Annotated in this window: 13 protein-coding genes; 7 read left to right on the forward strand and 6 right to left on the reverse strand. The window is 66.3% G+C overall.

All coding sequences use genetic code 11. The annotated features are described in order from the left end of the window. The first annotated feature begins 238 nt into the window (after positions 1-238). Together ABD842_RS00150 and ABD842_RS00155 are read left to right on the forward strand one after the other, a co-directional pair. On the forward strand, positions 239-1,783 hold the full coding sequence (locus ABD842_RS00150; RefSeq protein ID WP_345108320.1) for an HTTM domain-containing protein: 1,545 nt from the start codon (positions 239-241) through the stop codon (positions 1,781-1,783). A 115-nt stretch (positions 1,784-1,898) separates the two neighbouring features. Beyond that, positions 1,899-2,909, forward strand: a complete 1,011-nt coding sequence (locus tag ABD842_RS00155; RefSeq protein ID WP_345108323.1) for an MBL fold metallo-hydrolase — start codon at positions 1,899-1,901, stop codon at positions 2,907-2,909. A 32-nt stretch (positions 2,910-2,941) separates the two neighbouring features. On the opposite strand, the gene ABD842_RS00160 is transcribed toward ABD842_RS00155, so the two are convergent. Beyond that, complete coding sequence (locus tag ABD842_RS00160; protein WP_345108326.1) at positions 2,942-3,658, reverse strand: Dph6-related ATP pyrophosphatase; 717 nt, start codon at positions 3,656-3,658, stop codon at positions 2,942-2,944. Between the two features lie 102 nt (positions 3,659-3,760). On the opposite strand from ABD842_RS00160, the gene ABD842_RS00165 reads away from it, so the two are divergent. Next, positions 3,761-4,129, forward strand: coding sequence for a hypothetical protein (locus tag ABD842_RS00165; protein WP_345108329.1), 369 nt, complete (start codon positions 3,761-3,763; stop codon positions 4,127-4,129). A 75-nt stretch (positions 4,130-4,204) separates the two neighbouring features. Here the strand turns inward: ABD842_RS00165 and ABD842_RS00170 are convergent, their stop codons facing one another. The 4 genes from ABD842_RS00170 to ABD842_RS00185 form a co-directional block, all read right to left on the reverse strand. Beyond that, positions 4,205-4,753 (reverse strand): DUF4126 family protein, encoded by a 549-nt coding sequence (locus ABD842_RS00170; RefSeq protein ID WP_345108331.1) that lies wholly within the window; start codon positions 4,751-4,753, stop codon positions 4,205-4,207. Between the two features lie 90 nt (positions 4,754-4,843). Further along, positions 4,844-6,355, reverse strand: a complete 1,512-nt coding sequence (locus ABD842_RS00175; RefSeq protein WP_345108334.1) for a M28 family metallopeptidase — start codon at positions 6,353-6,355, stop codon at positions 4,844-4,846. 76 nt (positions 6,356-6,431) lie between these two features. After that, on the reverse strand, positions 6,432-8,252 hold the full coding sequence (locus ABD842_RS00180; RefSeq protein WP_345108336.1) for a DUF885 domain-containing protein: 1,821 nt from the start codon (positions 8,250-8,252) through the stop codon (positions 6,432-6,434). Positions 8,253-8,341: 89 nt separating this feature from the next. After that, positions 8,342-10,216: a DUF885 domain-containing protein gene (locus ABD842_RS00185; protein ID WP_345108339.1), complete on the reverse strand. Its 1,875-nt coding sequence runs from the start codon at positions 10,214-10,216 to the stop codon at positions 8,342-8,344. A 188-nt stretch (positions 10,217-10,404) separates the two neighbouring features. On the opposite strand from ABD842_RS00185, the gene ABD842_RS00190 reads away from it, so the two are divergent. Both ABD842_RS00190 and ABD842_RS00195 read left to right on the forward strand, forming a co-directional pair. Continuing rightward, complete coding sequence (locus ABD842_RS00190; RefSeq protein WP_345108342.1) at positions 10,405-11,121, forward strand: 3-ketoacyl-ACP reductase; 717 nt, start codon at positions 10,405-10,407, stop codon at positions 11,119-11,121. Between the two features lie 263 nt (positions 11,122-11,384). Beyond that, positions 11,385-11,633 (forward strand): hypothetical protein, encoded by a 249-nt coding sequence (locus tag ABD842_RS00195; protein ID WP_345108345.1) that lies wholly within the window; start codon positions 11,385-11,387, stop codon positions 11,631-11,633. Positions 11,634-11,738: 105 nt separating this feature from the next. Here ABD842_RS00195 and ABD842_RS00200 read toward each other — a convergent pair whose 3' ends face one another. After that, positions 11,739-13,007, reverse strand: coding sequence for a carboxypeptidase-like regulatory domain-containing protein (locus ABD842_RS00200; RefSeq protein ID WP_345108347.1), 1,269 nt, complete (start codon positions 13,005-13,007; stop codon positions 11,739-11,741). Positions 13,008-13,198: 191 nt separating this feature from the next. On the opposite strand from ABD842_RS00200, the gene ABD842_RS00205 reads away from it, so the two are divergent. Then, positions 13,199-14,227, forward strand: a complete 1,029-nt coding sequence (locus ABD842_RS00205) for an alkaline phosphatase D family protein (protein WP_345108351.1) — start codon at positions 13,199-13,201, stop codon at positions 14,225-14,227. A 181-nt stretch (positions 14,228-14,408) separates the two neighbouring features. Beyond that, positions 14,409-17,738 carry a serine hydrolase domain-containing protein gene (locus tag ABD842_RS00210; protein ID WP_345108354.1) on the forward strand — a complete coding sequence of 1,110 codons (3,330 nt, stop codon included), beginning with the start codon at positions 14,409-14,411 and terminating at the stop codon, positions 17,736-17,738. Positions 17,739-17,766: the final 28 nt, after the last annotated feature.

The following is a 17,766-nucleotide window of genomic DNA, read 5'->3' on the forward strand; positions in this document are numbered from 1 at the left end:
ACGGACCAACAACCGGCCGGACGGGAAAAAGTAACGCGGTGACTAGCCATACGCAGCCCCCGGCACGCAGTTCGGACGCCCGGCCCGGGACATTTGCCGCCGGCGGCCCGCCGGGGCCGAAGCGCAACACTATCGGCGGTATCGGCTTTTTGCCTTTTTCCCGCGTAAGCAAGCTCCACCCCGCCTTTGCGGCCGGCCCCGCGCCGGCGGTTCACCCCTGCTGCCGACCTGGCACCTTATGCCCCGATTTCTGCTCCTGCTCCGCCGTCCGTTTACCCTCGATCTGCGCGCGCTGGCGCTGCTGCGCATTGCCGTAGCGGCGGTGCTGCTGCTGGACCTGGGTATTCGCAGCACCGACCTGGAGGCGCACTACTCCAACCTGGGCGTGCTGCCCCTGCACGTGCTGCAGGAATTTGCCTGGAATCCGTACCAGTTTTCGCTGCACGCCGCCAGCGGCCTGGCCGCGGTGCAGGCCGTGCTGTTTGGGCTGGCGGCCGTGGTGGCGGGGGCCCTGCTGGTGGGCTACCAGACGCGGCTGGCGACGGTGGCATCCTGGATTCTGCTGGTCTCGGTGCAGAACCGCAACCCGCTTATTGAGCAGGGCGGCGACGATTTGCTGCGGATGCTGGTATTCTGGGCCATTTTTCTGCCCTGGGGCCGAGTGTATTCGGTGGATGCCCGCCGCCGCCCGCCGGCCGCAAGCTACGCCTGCTTCAGCGCGGCTACCGTGGCCTACGTGCTCCAGATTGCCCTGGTGTATTGGTGCACCGCACTGCTGAAAACCGGCCCGGAGTGGACCCGCGACGGGACGGCCATCTACTACGCCCTGAGCCTCGACCAGGTGCTGCTGCCCGGCGGCCGCCTGCTGTATCCTTACCCGGCGCTGCTGCGCGGGCTCACGTTTGCCACCTACTACACCGAGCTGCTGCTGCCGTTTGTGCTGCTGCTGCCGGTGGGAGTGGCGGGGTGGCGGCTGCTGTTTGTGGCCGTGATGTACGGCTTTCACTTCGGCATCAGCCTCACGCTGTTTGTGGGGCTGTTTTTCCTGATCAACATGGCCTCGGTGCTGGGGCTGCTGCCCCCGGCGGCGCTGGACTGGCTGGAGCGGTTCTGGCAGCCCCGGGCGGCCCGGCTGCGCCCGCACCTGGCGGCCCGCTGGGCGGCCGTGCAGCCCCGGCTGGCCCGGCTGCGCAGCCCGCTGCGGATCCAAGTGGAGCCTGCTTTCACGCTCTCAGACCGGGGCCGCTGGCTGGGCCGGGCCCTGCTCAACACGGTGGTGACCGTGTTTCTGGGCTACGTGCTGTGGTGGAACTTCGACAGCGTGCCGGGCCGCCAGCCGACGCTGTACATGTCGGAGCCGCTGCGCTGGTTCGGGCACCTGTTCCGGGTCGACCAGCACTGGGGCATGTTTGCGCCCACGGTATTCAAGGACGACGGCTGGTATATTCTGGAGGGCACCACCACCCGCGGGCAGACGCTGGATCTGAACCGCGGCGGCGCCCGGCTCACCTACGCCAAGCCCGCGGCGGTTGTCGCGCTGTTCAAAAACGACCGGTGGCGGAAATACTCGGAAAACTACCTTTTCGTGGCCAACAGCTACATGCGGCCCTACTACTGCAACTATCTGCTGCGCCGCTGGCACCAGAACCCGGCTCATCCGCCGCTGCGCCTGCTGGAGGTGGTATACATGAAGGAGGTTTCCCTGCCCGACTACCAAACCAGCAAGCCCACGCGCGAAGTGCTGTGCGGCTGCGCCCCCGAAGCCCCGAACAGCCCGGATTAATACACTGATTTTTAGCTGCATGATACTCTGGTCAGCCCCCTTAAGCTAAGCCGTAGCCATCCGGCGCGCTGCCGCTGCGTAAACAGCCTGCCATTCACTCTTAACGCTGCCGTGTATGCTGAACCATGCCACCCGCGCTACCACTCCCGACCTGCAGGCCGTCGTGCCCGGCGTGTGGGGACTGCGCAACGTTTTCGTCAATCTGTACTATGTGCGCGACACTTCTTCTCCCCTGGAACCCTGGGTGCTGATTGACGCGGGGCTCTACGGCTCGGCCGAAAAAATCAGGCGCCATGCGGAAGTTATCTTCGGGGCCAACAATCCGCCGGCGGCCATCGTCCTCACCCACGGCCACTTCGACCATATCGGCGCGCTGCAAACCCTGGCGGAAGAGTGGGACGTGCCCGTATACGCTCACCCGCTCGAGCTGCCGTACCTCACCGGGCGCTCCTCGTATCCGCCGCCCGACCCCACGGTGGGCGGCGGGGCCATGGCCGCCCTGTCGTTTCTCTACCCCAAAAAGCCCATCGACCTGGGGAGCCGCGTGCGGCCGCTGCCCGCCAACGGCACGCTCCCGTTTCTGGCCGAGTGGCGCTGGCTGGCCACGCCCGGACATACGCCGGGCCACGTGTCGTTCTTCCGCGACTCCGACCGCACCCTGATTGCCGGCGACGCTTTCGTAACGGTGAAGCAGGAATCGGGGCGGGCCGTGTGGGAACAGCGCCAGCAAGTGCACGGGCCGCCGGCTTACTTCACGCCCAACTGGGAGCAGGCCAAGGAATCGGTGCTGCGGTTGGCCGCTCTCGAACCGCAGGTTGCCGCCACCGGCCACGGCATTCCGATGCACGGGGAAGACCTGCGGCAACAGCTGCACGCGCTGGCCAATCACTTCGACCAGCAGGTCGTGCCGCGGCAGGGCCGCTACGTGGGTCACCCGGCCGTAGCCGACGAATCGGGCGTAGTGAGAGTGCCGCCACCCACCGCCGACCCATTGCCGAAGTGGGTGCTCGGGGCCGCCCTGGTTGGCGGACTGGGCTACCTGCTGCTGCGCTCCAAGAAGAACAGCTCTTCCAGGCCTCAGCCTTTCCCGAGCCGCTACACCCGCCGGAGCCGGTTCGGAGCCTGACGGCTGCCGGCGCCAGTTCGGCTCTTATGCTCTCAGGCCATGAAGCTGGCATCGGCGGCCGGCAGCAGGTCGCAGTACCAGAAAGCGGCTTCGCCCGAACCGGCCGGGGCCGGATAGGTACGCCGCACCAGTTCGCCCCGCTCGTAGGCAATGGGCGCGGCAAAGTAGGGCGCATCGAACACGAAGCTGTGGTACTCGCCGTTTTCGCCGCAGGGGTCCACGCCGGGCGGCAGGTCGCGCAGGAACTCCTCGTCGAGCAGGCGGCCGCAGAAGCTCTGGTCGAGGTACTGCTCATTGACGCACACCACCACGGCACGAAATCCCAGGGCCAGGTACTGGCGCAGAATAGCGGCGCTGCCGCGCTGCCAGAGCGGGAATACGGCCTGCATGCCCATACTGGCCAGCTGCTGTTCGCGGTAGGTGCGCAGGTCGGCCAGAAAGATGTCGCCGAATACGGCGTGCTGAATGCCGCGGGCCCGCAGCGGAGCCAGCGCCGCCAGCATCAGCCGCTCGTAGTCGGCCATGTCGGGCTGTTCGGGCAGCTCCAGCTTGGTCAGCGGCAGGCCGATGCGCGCGGCCTGGGCGTCGAGCAGCGCCACCCGCACGCCGTGCATCGACACGCGCTGGTAGTGGGCATTTACGCTGGTAAGCAGGTGCACGGCCTCGTAGCGGGCGTCGTGCAGCACGTGGTACAGAGCCAGGGCCGAATCTTTGCCCCCGCTCCAATTCATCAAAACCGGAACTGCCATGCGGCAAAGCTAGCAGATCCGCTCCGTCAATATAGCTGCCCGCCGGCCAATTCACGTATACCCGGCTTCGAACCGACTATCAACCCCCAAAACAACCCAACGATGAAACTCTCCCAGCGTGTGCTGCTGGCCGGGGCGCTGCTCGCCTCCGCCCCGTTTACCGCCTGCGACCGGGCCAAATCCCCCGGCACCGACCAGCAAACCACCAACGACTTCTCCAACGCACCACCCGCCCGCACCATCGAAACCGACATGGACAGCGTGAACCAGCAACAGACCGTGACGCCGCCTTCCGGCACCGGCTCCGCCGCCGACCAGCAGCAGGCCACCAACCAGGGCACGGCTACGCCGCCCGGCGGGGTCAATCAGTCGACGCCGGTGCAGGGTGCGGCCGGCGGCCCCCCACCTCCCGGCTCGGCGCCCACCAACAACACGATGAGCGGCACCAACTCCGGCACCACCGGGAAGTAGCCCGCTGCATCACCCCGCAAAAAGGCCCGCAACGCATGTTGCGGGCCTTTTCTGCTTAAGCTTCGGTAGCACCGGCTACAGGTCGTGGGGCCTGCGGCGGCGGTCTGCTTTCGGGCCGGCGTAACGGCCGGACCGGGGGTGTGGGGCTTGGGGGGCCCGGGCTATGGCCAGGCTGCTGCTGAGCGTGGCGGCATCTTCGGCCAGCGCCCAGGCCGTGTCGGGTACCTGGGTGTGTGCGCCCAGGTTTTTGCGCAGGTAGAAGCTGGCAAACGTGGCGGCCACGGCGGCCGCGCTGCCCAGCGCGGCGCCCACGGCCACCTGCCGGTTTTTGCCCGCCTTGTAGAGCGTCGCCCCAAGCAGCGCCCCCGACAGTGCCCGGCCCAGTAAAGCGGGCGGGTCGGTGCGGTTGGGCATGCCGGGGGTTTTGTCGGCCACCATTTCCGCGCCGGCCAGCAGCTTGAGGCCGGTAGCCGCTACTTTCGACTGCAGAAAGCGCAGCGGGGAAGAAGCCAGGCTCGCGGATTTATTCTTAGCCAGCGAGCTGCTCAACGTGGCCAGCGGCGTCATGCTGCGCAGCCCGGCCAGGGCGCCGGCCCCGAGGGCCTGCCAGAATATTTTTGCCATGAGGGGAGAAGGTTAGAAGAATGACTACCTGCTTAAACGCATGCGCCGGCCGGGCGTTGGTGCTGAATTCGGCCTTTTCGGGGCGCCGGCCTACCGCTCCAGCTTAAAGTCCTTATCGGCCACGGGCCGCGCGGGCCGGTTGGCCACGGCCCAGCCGGTGAGGTAGATCCAGCGGGTGACGGCGGCCAGCTTGGCGATGTTGATGGTAGCCGGCTCATCCCGGGGCGTGTGGTAGTCCTTGTGCAGCAAGGTGGTGTACATAATGGCCGGAATGCCCAGGCGGGCGTACGGCAGGTGGTCGGAGCGGAAGTACCAGCCTTCGGGGTGCGCGGGCTGGTCCCAGAGCGTGTCGAGCTTGAACTTCGGCCCGGCCTGGTTGGCGGCCAGGGCCGTGCGCACGAGGTCGGCGGAGTTGCGGTGGGGCCGCTGGGAGCCGAGCAGCGTGGCGCTGTCGGGGGCGTTGCGGCCAATCATTTCGATGTTGAGCACGGCCACAATAGACTCGCGCGGGACCGTGGGCTGGGCCGAATAATAGCGGGAGCCCAGCAGCCCCCGCTCCTCGGCCCCGTGAAATACGAACAGCGCCGAGCGGAGGGCCGGCTGCTGCCGGAAGGCCCGCATCAGGGCCAAGGTGGCGGCGCAGGCCGTACCGTTGTCGTCGGCCCCGTTCCAGATGGAGTCGCCGGCCACGGCTTTGCGCACGCCGTCGTGGTCCTGGTGGGTGCTGAACAGTACGTGCTCCTTCTTCAGCTGGGCATCGGTGCCAGGCACCCGGGCCACGACGTTTACCGACGGATACTGGAAGCTTTCCACCACCAGGCCGGCGGTAAACTGCTGGCCGGGCTGCTGCACCCAGGCCAGGGCCGCGGCGGGCAGCCATATCGTGGGAGCCTGGGTCACGACCCGGGTGTTGGGGCCGCCGGGCAGGTCGTAGCGGCCCCGCTCGTAGCCGGTACCCCAGTTGTCGTAGATAGTTTGCGCCCGCGCATCCGACACGACCACCACGGCCACCGCCCCGGCCTTCACCAGCTCCGCCGACCGGTCGCGGATGGTGGCCGTGAGGTAGCGGCGGTAGCTGAGGCCGTCGGCGGGCTGCCCGGAGAAAACGAAAGCCACGGCCTTGCCTTGCACGTCGGCCTTGGCCACCTCCGCCGGGGTGGCGCTGCCCACAAACACCAGCGGCGCACTCACCACGGCATTGACGGGGGCAAAGACAATAGCATCCTGGTTGGGCACGAGCTGGTGCGTCCCGATAATAGCGCGGCTGGCTTTGGTGAGCCGGGTACGCTGAATATGGAAAAACTGAAAAAAGGTGCCGTCGTCGCCGGCGGGCTGCAGGCCGATGGCGCGGGCCTGCTCGGCAATCCACACCGAGGCCCGCAGCTCGTCGAGGGTGCCGCCCTCCCGGCCCCGGAAATGGTCGTCGGCCAGCGCGTACAGGTCGCGCTTCAGGTCGGCCTCCCTGATGGCCCCGATGCGGTTGGCGGGCTCGGCCGGCCGGGTGGCGGGCCGCGCCTTCTGGGCAACGGCCGGGCCGCCCAGCAGCAGAACCGCGCTGAGCAGACCCAGCTGAGCGGGACGGACAAGGAAAGGCAATTTCATGCGAAAAGTAGGTAAAAGAGAAAGAGCTGAAAAACGACTTATTGCCCCTGCGGCCCGTGACGAAGGCCGCGGGCTCCTATTTCTGCCGGGCCGCCCAGGCATCCATCCGGCGCTCCAGCACGGCCAGGGGCATGGCGCCGCCGGCCAGCAGCTCGTCGTGGAAGGCGCGCAGGCTGAACCGGGCGCCCAGCTGCTGCTCGTAGCGCGTCCGCAGCTCCTGGATTTTCAGGGCCCCGATCTTATAGCTCAGCGCCTGGCCCGGGTTGGCCATGTAGCGCTCAATCTCGGCCGTAGCCCGCTGCTCGTTGATGGGCATGTTGTCCAGCATGTAGCGGATGGCCTGCTCGCGGGTCAGCTCGCCGGTGTGCAGGCCCGTATCGACCACCAGGCGCACGGCGCGGTGCATTTCGGTAGTCAGGGCCCCCACCTGCTGGTAGGGGTCGGTGTAGACGCCCAGCTCCCGGCCCAGCGACTCGGCGTAGAGGCCCCAGCCCTCGGTGTAGGCGGCATAGCCCCCGAAGCGGCGGAAGCGGGGCAGCCGGGTATTTTCCTGCTGCAGGGCAATCTGGTAGTGGTGGCCGGGAATAGCTTCGTGCAGAAACAGCGCGTCCATGCCGCGGGTCACGTTGTACTGGGCGGGGTCGGGAATGGGCACGTAGAAAATGCCGGGGCGCGAGCCATCCGGCGCCGCCCGGTTGTACTGCGCCGACGCGGTAGCTTCGCGGAAGGCTTCGGTCCGGCGGACTTCAAACGCCGTTTTGGGGGTGGTGCCAAACAGCCGGGGCAGGCCCGGGCTGATGCGCGCCTGAATGCCGCGGTACACGGTCAGCACCTCGTCGGCGGTTTTGAAGGGCCGGAACTGCGGGTCGGTGCGCATAAACTCAAAGAAGGCGCTCAGGTCGCCCGCGAAGCCTACCTGCTGGCGGAGCTGCTCCATCCCGGTGCGGATGCGCTGCACCTCCCGCAGGCCGGTCTGGTGAATCTGGGCCGGCGTCTGGTCGGTGGTGGTGGCGCTGCGCACGGCAAAGGCGTAGCGCTGGGCCCCGCCCGGCACGGCGTTGAGGCCGCTGGTGGCGCGGGCCTGCGGCAGGTACTCGGTTTTCAGGTACTGGGCCAGCTTGCGGTAGCTCGGCACCAGCTCCTGCTCGATGGCCCGGCGGTAGGCCGCCACCAGCGCGGGCTGCTCCGGGGCGGGCACGGCGGCCGGAAACCTGGCTACCGGCCCGTAGAACAGGCTTTTGCTGGCGTCGGCCACCACGAAGCTTTCCAGCTGGGGTATCATCTTTTCCACCAGCACCCGGGGCAGCACCACCCCGGCCCGGGCCCCGCGGCGGAAGTTGCTGATGGCCGAGTCGGCCCACACCGGGAAGCCCTGCACCCGGCCCAGCCAGTTGCGGTAGTCCTGGGTGGTGGCAAAGGGCTGCGCGCCGGTGCCCGCGCCAAGCTGCCCCAGCAGGCTGGGCAGGCCCGAGGTCTGGGAGAAGGGCAGCAGCCAGGCGTTTTGCTGCAGCCGGGCCAGGCTCAGGTCCAGGTCGTAGGCCAGAATGTCGTAGCTGGTCTGGTCGGCGGCGCTGAGCTGGCGGCGGTCCATCTTGCGCAGCGCCGCCTGGTATTGCTGGTAAAAGGCCCGCAGCCGCTGGCGGAACGCCTGGGTCTGGTCGTTGGGCAGCTGGTCGTTGTAGCGGTTGTCGCCCTCCGACGTGGCATTGAGCGGAAACAGCCGGGCCTGCCCTTCCCAGTAGGCTTCGAACAGCGCCGCCAGCGGCGCCGATTCAGAAGTCCGCCCGCCCCGGGCTTGGGGCGCGGTAGTCCGGGCCTTCTGGGCCGCGGCGGGACGGATACCCCACCCCGCCACCACTACGTGGGCGGCCAGCGCGAGCAGCACGCTTATTTTCATAGCTAACAAAAAAAGGCCCGCCCCACCCCGGCAAAATCAGTCTTTCGCCCCGGCAGTGCGGGCCCAGGTTTAGAATTTGAATGGTCCGCTTACTTTTCCCCCAAAGCCCAGTCATCCATCTTGCGCTCCAGCACCGACAGCGGCATCACGCCGTCTTTGAGCAGCTCATCGTGGAAGGCGCTGAGGTGGAAATGCTCCCCGTTCTGGTGCGGATACTTTTCCCGCAGGTGGTCCGAAGCCTTCACTCCCAGCTGCTGGGTGTACTTCTCGCGCAGCTCCCGGATTTTCAGGGCCCCCACCTTGTACGACAGCGCCTGACCCGGAATGGCCATGTAGCGCTCAATCTCGGCCGTGGCGCCCTGCTCGCCGATGGCTTCGTTATCCATCATGTACTTGATGGCCTGCTCGCGGGTCATGCCCTTGGTGTGCATGGCCACGTCGACCACCAGGCGGATGGCGCGGTGAATCTCGTCGCCCAGGGCGCCCATGTACTGGTAGGGGTCGGTGTAGAGGCCCAGCTCCTTGCCCAGGCTTTCGGTGTACAGGGCCCAGCCTTCGCCCATGGCTCCGTACCAGGCAAAGCGGCGGAACTTGGGCAGGCTTTCGTTTTCCTGCTGCAGCGAAATCTGGTAGTGATGGCCCGGAATGGCTTCGTGCAGAAACAGCGACTCCATGCCCGAAGTCGTGTTGAAGGTGGTGGCATCCAGGATCGGGACGTAGAAGATGCCGGGGCGGGAGCCATCGGGCGTGCCCTGGTTGTACTCGGCCGAGGCCGAGGCGGCGCGGAAGGCCTCGGTCTGGCGAATCTCAAACCCGGTTTTGGGCGTGCGGCCGAACATCTTCTTCAGGTTCGGGTCGATGCGGGTCTGGATGCGCTGGAAAGCCCCGATCACCTCGGCGGGCGTCTGGTAGGGCATGAACTGCTGGTCCGTCTTTAAGTACTGAAAGAAGGCCGGCAGGTCGCCTTTAAAGCCTACCTGCACTTTCACCCGCTCCATCTCGGTCCGGATGCGCCTCACCTCGCTGAGGCCCGTCTGGTAGATTTCCTCCGGCGTTTTGTCGGTCGTCGTCCAGTATTTCACCAGGTAGCGGTAGCGGGCCGCGCCGTCCGGAATGCCGCTGATGCCGGTGGTGGTGCGGGCTTTGGGCAGGTACTCGTTCTGCAGGAAGTCGGCCAGCTTTTTATAGGTCGGGGCCAGATCCTGCAAAATGGCCTGCTGGTAGGCTTTGGTGAGCCGCTGCTGGTCGGCGGCGGCTACGTCCTTGGGAAACATAGTAACGGGGCCGTAGAACAGGCTTTTGCTGGCGTCCGTCACCACCAGGTCGCGCAGCTGCGGAATCATCTTCTGCACCAGGGTCCGCGGCAGCACCACCCCGGCTTTCATGCCCTGGCGGAAGTTGCTGATGGCCGAGTCGGCCCAGACGGGAAAGCCGTGGACCCGGCCCAGCCAGTTGTCGTAGTCCTTGGCCGTTTTGAAGGGCTGGGCACCCGTACCGGCCCCGAACTGGCCCAGCGAAATCGGCAGGCCGCCAAACTGGCTGAAGGGAATCATCCAGACCGCGGGGTAGTCGGCGCCCACCAGGATGCCCTGCTTAAGGCCGTCGAGCCGGATCTGCAGGTCGTACTGAAACAGGTCGTAGCTGATTTTGTCGTTCGCCGTCATCTGCTCCCGGTCGAACTTGCCGAGCTGGGCGAGGTAGCGCTGATACATCGTGCCGAGTCCGTCGCGGAAGGCTTTGGTCTGGTCGTTGGGCAGCTGGTCGTTGTAGCGGTTGTCGCCCTGGGTGGTGGCAGCCATGGGAAACAGCTTGGCCTGCTCTTCCCAGTAGTTGGCCAGCAGCGTCGGCAGATCCTTCGCGGCGGCCCCGGCTTCGGTGCCGCTGGTGCCGTCGGCGTTTTTTTGCTGGTTGCAGCCCGCCAGCAGAGCCCCGGCCAGCAGGCCGGTGAGGACAATTTTTTTCATGCGGGAAAGAGGCGTGAGGTTTGGAGCCGGAATGTAGCAAGATTCGGCGCATCCGGGCCTTGCCACCTCGTTTGCATACGCCGCCGAGGCGCGACCAGCCAACATAATTCTCCCGGGCCAGTTTCATCACCCGGCGGCGCATTGCCGTGTGCTACTCTATCTTTTCTCTTTTCTTTCAATCTCTCCCCATGGAATCTCTCACCGGAAAAATTGCCCTCGTGACGGGCGCGGGCAAAGGCATCGGCCGCGCCGTCGCTCTGGCCCTGGCCCAGGAAGGCGTGCACGTGGGCCTGCTGGCCCGCACCGAAAGCCAGCTGCAAAGCGTGGCCCGGGAAATCGAAGCCCTGGGGGTAAAGGCCGCCGTGGTCACGACCGACGTGGCCGACCGCGCCGCCGTGGAGGCCGCCATCAGCCAGGTACAGGACCAGCTCGGCCCCATCGACATCCTGATCAACAACGCCGGCATCGGCACCTTCGCCAAGCTCGTGGACATGCCGCCCGCCGAGTGGGAGCATATCGTGCAGGTGAACCTGATGGGGACCTACTACGCCACCCGCGCCGTGCTGCCCGGCATGATTGCCCGCGAAACCGGCGACATCATCAACATTGCCTCCACCGCCGGGCTGCGCGGGGCCGCTACGACCAGCGCCTACAGCGCCTCGAAGTTTGCCATCATGGGCCTCACCGAGTCGCTGATGCAGGAGGTGCGCAAGCACAACATCCGCGTGTCGGCCCTCACGCCGAGCACCGTGGCTACCGAGCTGGCCATCAGCAACAGCCTCACCGACGGCAACCCCGACAAGGTGATGCAGCCCGAAGACCTGGCCGAGTTCATGATTGCCCAGCTCAAGCTCAACCGCCGCATCTTCATCAAGGAAGCAGGTATGTGGAGCACCAACCCCTAGGCGGGTGCGCCACCCGGCTGCCGGCTTGCGGAAGCCCGGTTTTTTCCAGCCGGGCCGCCCTTTACCGCTTCGGCGGCAAAGAGCGGCCCGGCGTCAAGGGTGCCCCATGAATCCTGCGGCGGCGCCACCCGCCGGCGCGTCGGATTCGGAACCTACCGGCCCGGGACGATTGTTGCTGACCCGAAGGCCCGCGGCCGCAAAACGCCGCGTAGCCTTTTCGGTAGCCCCCTCGTATACAGACCTTCACTACCCCTTCAAACCGAATGACAACGCCTTTCAATCCTTTGCCCGAAGGCCTGAGCGAAGCAGAAATTTCTGCCCGGCTCAAGCGGCAGCGGTGCGCCGAATGGGGCGTAGCCGTGGCGGCATTGGGAGGCACTCCTCCTAATGCCCAAATAATCTCAGAACTTCAGCGCTACGTCGACGGCGAAATCACCCTTGCCGAGTTTGCCTTCGCCGACGACTTTCCCGCCTACCAGGCCGTTGTGACCCGGGAGCGGTTGGCCGCGTAACTACTGCTGCAGTTCATGCTACCTGAAAAAGGCCCCGCCGAAACTTCCGGCGGGGCCTTTTTTTGTGTGTTCGGCGCTGTTTTCAAGCTGGGCTACGCAGGAAATTTACCGCCTGCGCGTGGCCGGCTTTTTCTCCGCGGGCTTCACCATCGTGCCAAAGGCGCCCTTCTTCTCGAACGACTGAATCACCTCATCCTCCACCGGGGTGCGCTTCACGGCCGAGTTGTTGGTCCAGAACGCGGGGTCGTACTTCACGCTTTTGATGGCGGCCAGGTCGCGGTCCTGCACGCTCACGCGGGCGTAGGGCAGGCCGGTTGGGGTGCGGCTGGTGTCGTAGAAGTAGGTGAAGGACTCCACGCTGAGCGGGGCGGCGGGCTTGCCGGGCGTAATCAGCTCGGCGCTCAGGTTCACCTTCATGTATTCGAGCGGGGCTACCGGGTCTTCGGTGCTCTGGAAGGCCATTTCCAGCTCCAGGCGGGTGTTGCGAAACTTCTGGTTGACGTTGTTGGTGGTGGCCGTGAAGTTGGGCGTCGTCATGTGGTAGCGCACCACGCGGTAGGTGTCGATGTCAATCCAGATGGTGCCCTCGGCGCGGTACCTGGTCAGCTCGGGGCGGGTTTCGAAAGCAATTTCGGCGATGCCGCCCTTCAGCGAGTCGACGCCGGCCAGCACGCCCTTCAGCTCCAGCAGGTAGTTTTTCACCACGTTCGGGCTCAGCAGCGCCAGCGACTTGGCCGTGTCGGCGTTGGCATCAAACAGGCCGTAGGACTTGGTGTAGAGCGAGAAGTTGGCGAAGCTGGTCAGGCTGGGCACGGCGGCGTAGCGGCCCTGGGCAATGGTGGTGCCCTCGATGCGGGCGTTGCTGGACTTCACGTTCCAGACCACCTCCTGCAGCTCGGTGGGCTCTTTGGCAATGCGGGTAATCTGGCGGTAGTAGGCTTTGCCGAAGTACTTGCGGCCGTAGTTCTTCTCGATTTCCTCGTAGGCATGGTTGACCAGCTGATAGGGGTAGCTGCCCACCTTCACCTCGGGCAGGGCAACGACGGCCGACGCCAGCGGAATGCGCAGCAGCTCGGCGTTGGAGGTGACCCGCAGCGTGTCGCGCAGGTGGCCCAGCTCGGAGAGGATCAGCGTAACGGGCAGCTTGGGCACGCTCAGCAGGAACTCGCCTTCCACGTTGGTAGTGGTGCCGATAGTGGTTTTGTTGACCGACACGCTGGCGAAGGGCAATGCCTCTTTGGTGTCTTTGTCGATGATGGTGCCGCGCAGTTGCACCTGGGCCCGGGCCGCGGAAAAAGTAAGCAGCAGCGCCAGCAGCAGGCTGGCACACCGGCCTACGGCCGCAGAAGAGGGAAAAGCAGTCAGGAAAGCCACAGCAGCCAGGATTGAGGTGAGCAGAGAAACAAAGCCGGATAACGCCTCCAGGACAAACAGCCGTACAAGCGGCGCAAAAATAGCCAAATATCAGGCCGGGACGGGCAAGGCAGGGGCCGACCGGGCATTTATCACGGAATGGTAACCCGGATACGGCCGGCCGGCCGGTGGCGCCGGCGTACCTTTCGCTTATGAAAAAGCTTTTGCTTCTCCTCGTGCTGGGCGCCGCACTCCCCCAGTGCCACCCGGCCACCGTAGCCCGCCGCCCCGGGGCAGCCAAGAGCCTGACCATTGCCTTCGGCTCCTGCAACCGCCACACCCTGCCCCAGCCGCTCTGGGACGACATTGCCGCCCAGAAGCCCAACGTCTGGATCTGGCTCGGCGACAACATCTACGGCGATACCGACGACATGACGGTGCTGCGCCAGAAGTACGACGCCCAGCTCAACCAGCCCGCCTACCGCCAGTTCCGCCAGCAGGTGCCTACCATCATCGGCACCTGGGACGACCACGACTACGGCCGCAACGACGGCGACAAGACCTACCCCTTCAAAAAGGAAAGCCAGCGGGCTGCCCTCGACTTTCTGCAGGAACCGGCGGACAGCCCCCGCCGCCGCCAGGAAGGCATCTATGCCGCCTACGAGTACGCCGTGGGCCGTAAGAAAGTGAAAGTGCTGCTGCTCGACGACCGGTATTTCCAGGATACGCTCTACCGCGACGCCCAGAAAGTGTACCACCCCAACCTGACCGGCGACCTGCTGGGCGCGGCGCAGTGGCAGTGGCTCGAGCAGCAGCTGCGCTCCAGCACCGCCGACGCCCACATCATCGGCTCGGGCATTCAGTTTCTGCCCCAGCAGCACATCTACGAAAAGTGGAGCAACTTCCCCGCCGCCCGCCAGCGCCTGCTCCGGCTCCTGGCCGACACCCGGGCCAAGGGCGTGCTGCTCATCAGCGGCGACCGGCACATCGGCGAAATCTCGAAGGCCAGCGTGCCGGGCGTCGCCTATCCGGTGTACGAAGTCACCTCCAGCGGCCTGACCCACCCGGCTACCAACAATGCGGGCGAGCCGAACGAGCTGCGCGTGGGGCCGCTCGTGACTGAGAAGCACTACGGCCTGTTGCGCTTCCGCGAGCAGCAGGACCAGCTTTTCGTGACAGCCACGCTCAAGGGCGAAGACGAGAAGGTGTTTTACACCCAGGAAATCGAAGTGGGCCGGTAGAGTGCTCATGCCCCGGCGGCGGCTCCGGCGTTGGCGGGCCGGCGGCCCACGCTACTTTTCGGCCGGCTCGGGGAGGCTGCCGACGACCTACTTGCCCGCCAAAACCGGGGGCGCGGCAGCCTATGCTGGGGCAAAGGGCTAATTCCCTTAAATTAGCCGCTCAACCCATCCGCCGCCTATCTTGTCTTTCTCCCGCTTCCTTCCGTTTCTGTGGCTGCTGCTGGTTTTGCTGAGCGCTGCCGACCTCTCGGCCCAACGCCGCAAAAAGCCCGCGGCTAAAAAGAAAACTACCGCCGCCGCCCGCCGGCCCAAGCCCCGGGTAAAGGCGAAGCCCGCCAGCGTTGCGGCCCGCCGCGCCGCCCGCCGCCGCCAGGAAATTGCCGACTACCAGGCTGCCCAGGCGGCCCAGCGCCGGGCCCAGGCCCGCGCCGCCCGCCCAACCGCGGCCCCGGCACCCGCCGCCCTGGCCGGCGCGGCACTCCCGCCCGCCGCGCCGGCCAGGGCGGCGGCCCGCCCCCGCGGCAGCCTGCCCGTGCCCTTCGCCGCCCAGGCCGCCGGCTCCCGCTGGGTCGATTCGGTGATGAGCACGCTCACGCCCGACCAGCGCGTGGCCCAGCTGTTTATGGTGGCCGCGTATTCCAACCGCACCCGCGTGGATGAGGACTCCATTACCACCCTGATCCAGCAGTACGGCATCGGCGGACTGGTCTTTTTCCAGGGCGGGCCGGTGCGCCAGAGCCGGCTGCTGAACCGCTACCAAAGCCAGAGCAAAGTGCCGCTGCTGGTGGCCATGGATGCCGAGTGGGGCGTGGGCATGCGCCTCGACAGCGTGCAGCGCTTCCCGTTTCAGATGAGCATGGGCGGCCTGCGCGACAACCAGCTGCTGTACGACATGGGCGAGGAAGTGGCCGCGCAGTTCAAGCGCCTGGGCATGCACGTCAACTTCGCGCCGGTGGTGGATGTCAACAACAACGCCGCCAACCCCGTCATCGGCTTCCGCAGCTGGGGCGAGAACCGCGAGAACGTGACCGAGAAGAGCTACCTCTACATGAAGGGCATGCAGGACCATGGCGTGCTGGCCGTGGCCAAGCACTTCCCCGGCCACGGCGACACCGACACCGACTCCCACCTGGCCCTGCCCCTGCTGCGCATCGACCGCCGCCGCCTCGACACGCTGGAGCTCTACCCCTTCCGCAGCCTGATGCGGCGCGGGCTGGGTGGCATGATGGTGGCCCACCTCAACGTGCCGGCCCTCGACACCACCGGCATGCCCTCCACCCTGTCGAAACCCATCGTGACGGGCCTGCTGAAGCAGAAAATGGGTTTTCAGGGCCTGATCTTCACCGATGCCATGAACATGAAGGGCGTCATCAGCAAGTACCCGCCCGGCGACGCCGACCTGCGCGCTTTGCTGGCCGGCAACGACGTGCTGGAGTTCAGCAAGAACATTCCGCTGGCGTTGCGCATGATTCGCGACGCCGTCAGCCAGGGGCTGATTTCGCAGGAGGAAATTGACCGCCGCTGCCGCAAGGTGCTGGCCCTGAAGCAGTGGGCGGGCCTGAACAGGTACCGGCCGATTCCTCTCCAAAACCTTACCGCCGACCTCAACACGCCCCACGCCCAGGCCCTGAGCCACCGCATGGCCGAGCTGAGCGTGACGCTGCTGCGCAACCAGAAGAACCTGCTGCCCCTGCAGCGCCTTGACACGCTGCGCCTGGCCACGCTCACCATCGGCACCAAGGACACGACCGACTTCCAGCGCATGGTGACCGACTACGCCCCGGCCGATACCTACTGGCTGTCGGCGACGGCCACGCTGGACGAGCTGACGCGGATGCGCGAAACGCTGAAGCGCTACAACCTGGTGCTGGTGGGCCTCAACAACCTGGGCCGCCTGCCCGCCACCTCCTTCGGCGTGACGCCCGAAACCAACCTGCTGCTGCGCGAGCTGACCGGCCCCGGGCAGCGTGTGGTCGTGAGCGTGTTCGGCAACGCCTACGCCGTGGCCAAGGTGCGCGACCTGGACCGCGCCGACGCGGTGCTGCTGGCTTACCAGGAAAGCAAAAACGTGCAGGAGGTGGCGGCAGAAATCATCTTCGGCGGCCTCGGCGCCAGCGGGCAGCTGCCCGTCACCGTGTCCGACAAGTACAGCCGCGGCTACGGCCTGACCACCCGCGGCGGCCTGCGCCTGCGCTACGGCTTCCCCGAAGACGTGGAGATGAGCAACGGCCTCGAAGCCCGCGTCGACTCCATCATGAACGGCGCCCTGGCCGCCCGGGCCTTCCCCGGCGGCGAGGTGCTCATTGCCCGCCGCGGCACCGTGGTGCTGCGCAAAAGCTACGGCACCCACTCCTTTGCCGACGCGCCCGCCCAGGCCGGCAAGCCCAGCCGCGCAGTGCGCAATACCGACCTCTACGATCTGGCCTCGGTGACGAAAACCGCCGCCGCCCTGCCCGCGCTGATGAAGCTCCAGGACCAGGGCAAGTTCAACCCCGACATGACCCTGGGCCAGCTGTTTCCTGAGTTTCGGGGCACCAACAAGCAGGACCTGAAGCTGCGCGACGTGCTCACCCACCAGGCCCGGCTGAAGGCCTGGATTCCGTTCTGGCGCGACTACACCAAGCCCCAGGGCCTGTTCAACCAGCTGCTGGGCAAAAGCCCGGCGGCCCAGGACGTGCCCACCAACCGGCCCGCGGCGTTGAGCCGCCGCTACTTCCGCGCCGACTCCTCGGCCCGCTTCCCGCTGCGGGCCGCCACCAACCTGTGGGCCCGTCAGGATTTTCCCCAGCGCATCACCAAAGCCATTGCCGCGTCGCCGCTGAACGAGAAGCCGGGCTACGTGTACTCCGACCTGTCGTTCATCATGTACCCGCAGTTTGTGAAAAGCGCTTCGGGAAAGTCCCTGGACCAGTTCGTGACCCAGCAGATCTACCGGCCGCTGGGGGCCACCACGCTGGGCTTCAACCCCACGCGCCGCTTCCCGCTGGGCCGCATTGCCCCCACCGAGTACGACTCGCTGTTCCGCCACGGCCAGCTGCAGGGCACGGTGCACGACGAAGGCGCGGCGCTGCTGGGCGGCTTGTCGGGCCACGCGGGCCTGTTTGGCAACGCCAACGACCTGGCCAAGCTGGTGCAGCTCTACGCCTGGCAAGGCCAGTACGGCGGCCAGCAGCTGCTCAAAGCCGAAACCCTGGCCGAGTACATCCGGTGCCAGTTCTGCCCCGACAACCGCCGCGCCCTGGGCTTCGACCGGCCCGCCGCCAACCCGGCCGTCAATTCGGCAAAAAGTGCTTCCCCGCAGAGCTACGGCCACACCGGCTTCACGGGCACCTATTTCTGGGTCGACCCCAAAGAAGACCTGATCTGCATCGTGCTGACCAACCGGGTGAACCCCACGCGGCGCAACAATAAGATTTCGGAGCTCAACGTGCGCACCGGCGTGCTGCAAGTGGCGCTGGAAAGCGTGCGGCAGCCCCAGAAGCAGGAAGTAGAGACGAGCGTGGAGGAGTGATTATTTATTTCACGCAGTGGTGCGGGGT

Origin of the sequence: Hymenobacter algoricola (genome assembly GCF_039539525.1) — a bacterium.
Lineage (GTDB): Bacteria > Bacteroidota > Bacteroidia > Cytophagales > Hymenobacteraceae > Hymenobacter > Hymenobacter algoricola.

Coding starts and splice junctions, on each gene's coding strand:
- ABD842_RS00170 (WP_345108331.1), bottom strand. CDS start 4,753: ATGGCAAAAATATTCTGGCAGGCCCTCGGGGCCGGCGCCCTGGCCGGG.
- ABD842_RS00150 (WP_345108320.1), top strand. CDS start 239: ATGCCCCGATTTCTGCTCCTGCTCCGCCGTCCGTTTACCCTCGATCTG.
- ABD842_RS00185 (WP_345108339.1), bottom strand. CDS start 10,216: ATGAAAAAAATTGTCCTCACCGGCCTGCTGGCCGGGGCTCTGCTGGCG.
- ABD842_RS00195 (WP_345108345.1), top strand. CDS start 11,385: ATGACAACGCCTTTCAATCCTTTGCCCGAAGGCCTGAGCGAAGCAGAA.
- ABD842_RS00205 (WP_345108351.1), top strand. CDS start 13,199: ATGAAAAAGCTTTTGCTTCTCCTCGTGCTGGGCGCCGCACTCCCCCAG.
- ABD842_RS00175 (WP_345108334.1), bottom strand. CDS start 6,355: ATGAAATTGCCTTTCCTTGTCCGTCCCGCTCAGCTGGGTCTGCTCAGC.
- ABD842_RS00190 (WP_345108342.1), top strand. CDS start 10,405: ATGGAATCTCTCACCGGAAAAATTGCCCTCGTGACGGGCGCGGGCAAA.
- ABD842_RS00155 (WP_345108323.1), top strand. CDS start 1,899: ATGCTGAACCATGCCACCCGCGCTACCACTCCCGACCTGCAGGCCGTC.
- ABD842_RS00160 (WP_345108326.1), bottom strand. CDS start 3,658: ATGGCAGTTCCGGTTTTGATGAATTGGAGCGGGGGCAAAGATTCGGCC.
- ABD842_RS00165 (WP_345108329.1), top strand. CDS start 3,761: ATGAAACTCTCCCAGCGTGTGCTGCTGGCCGGGGCGCTGCTCGCCTCC.
- ABD842_RS00180 (WP_345108336.1), bottom strand. CDS start 8,252: ATGAAAATAAGCGTGCTGCTCGCGCTGGCCGCCCACGTAGTGGTGGCG.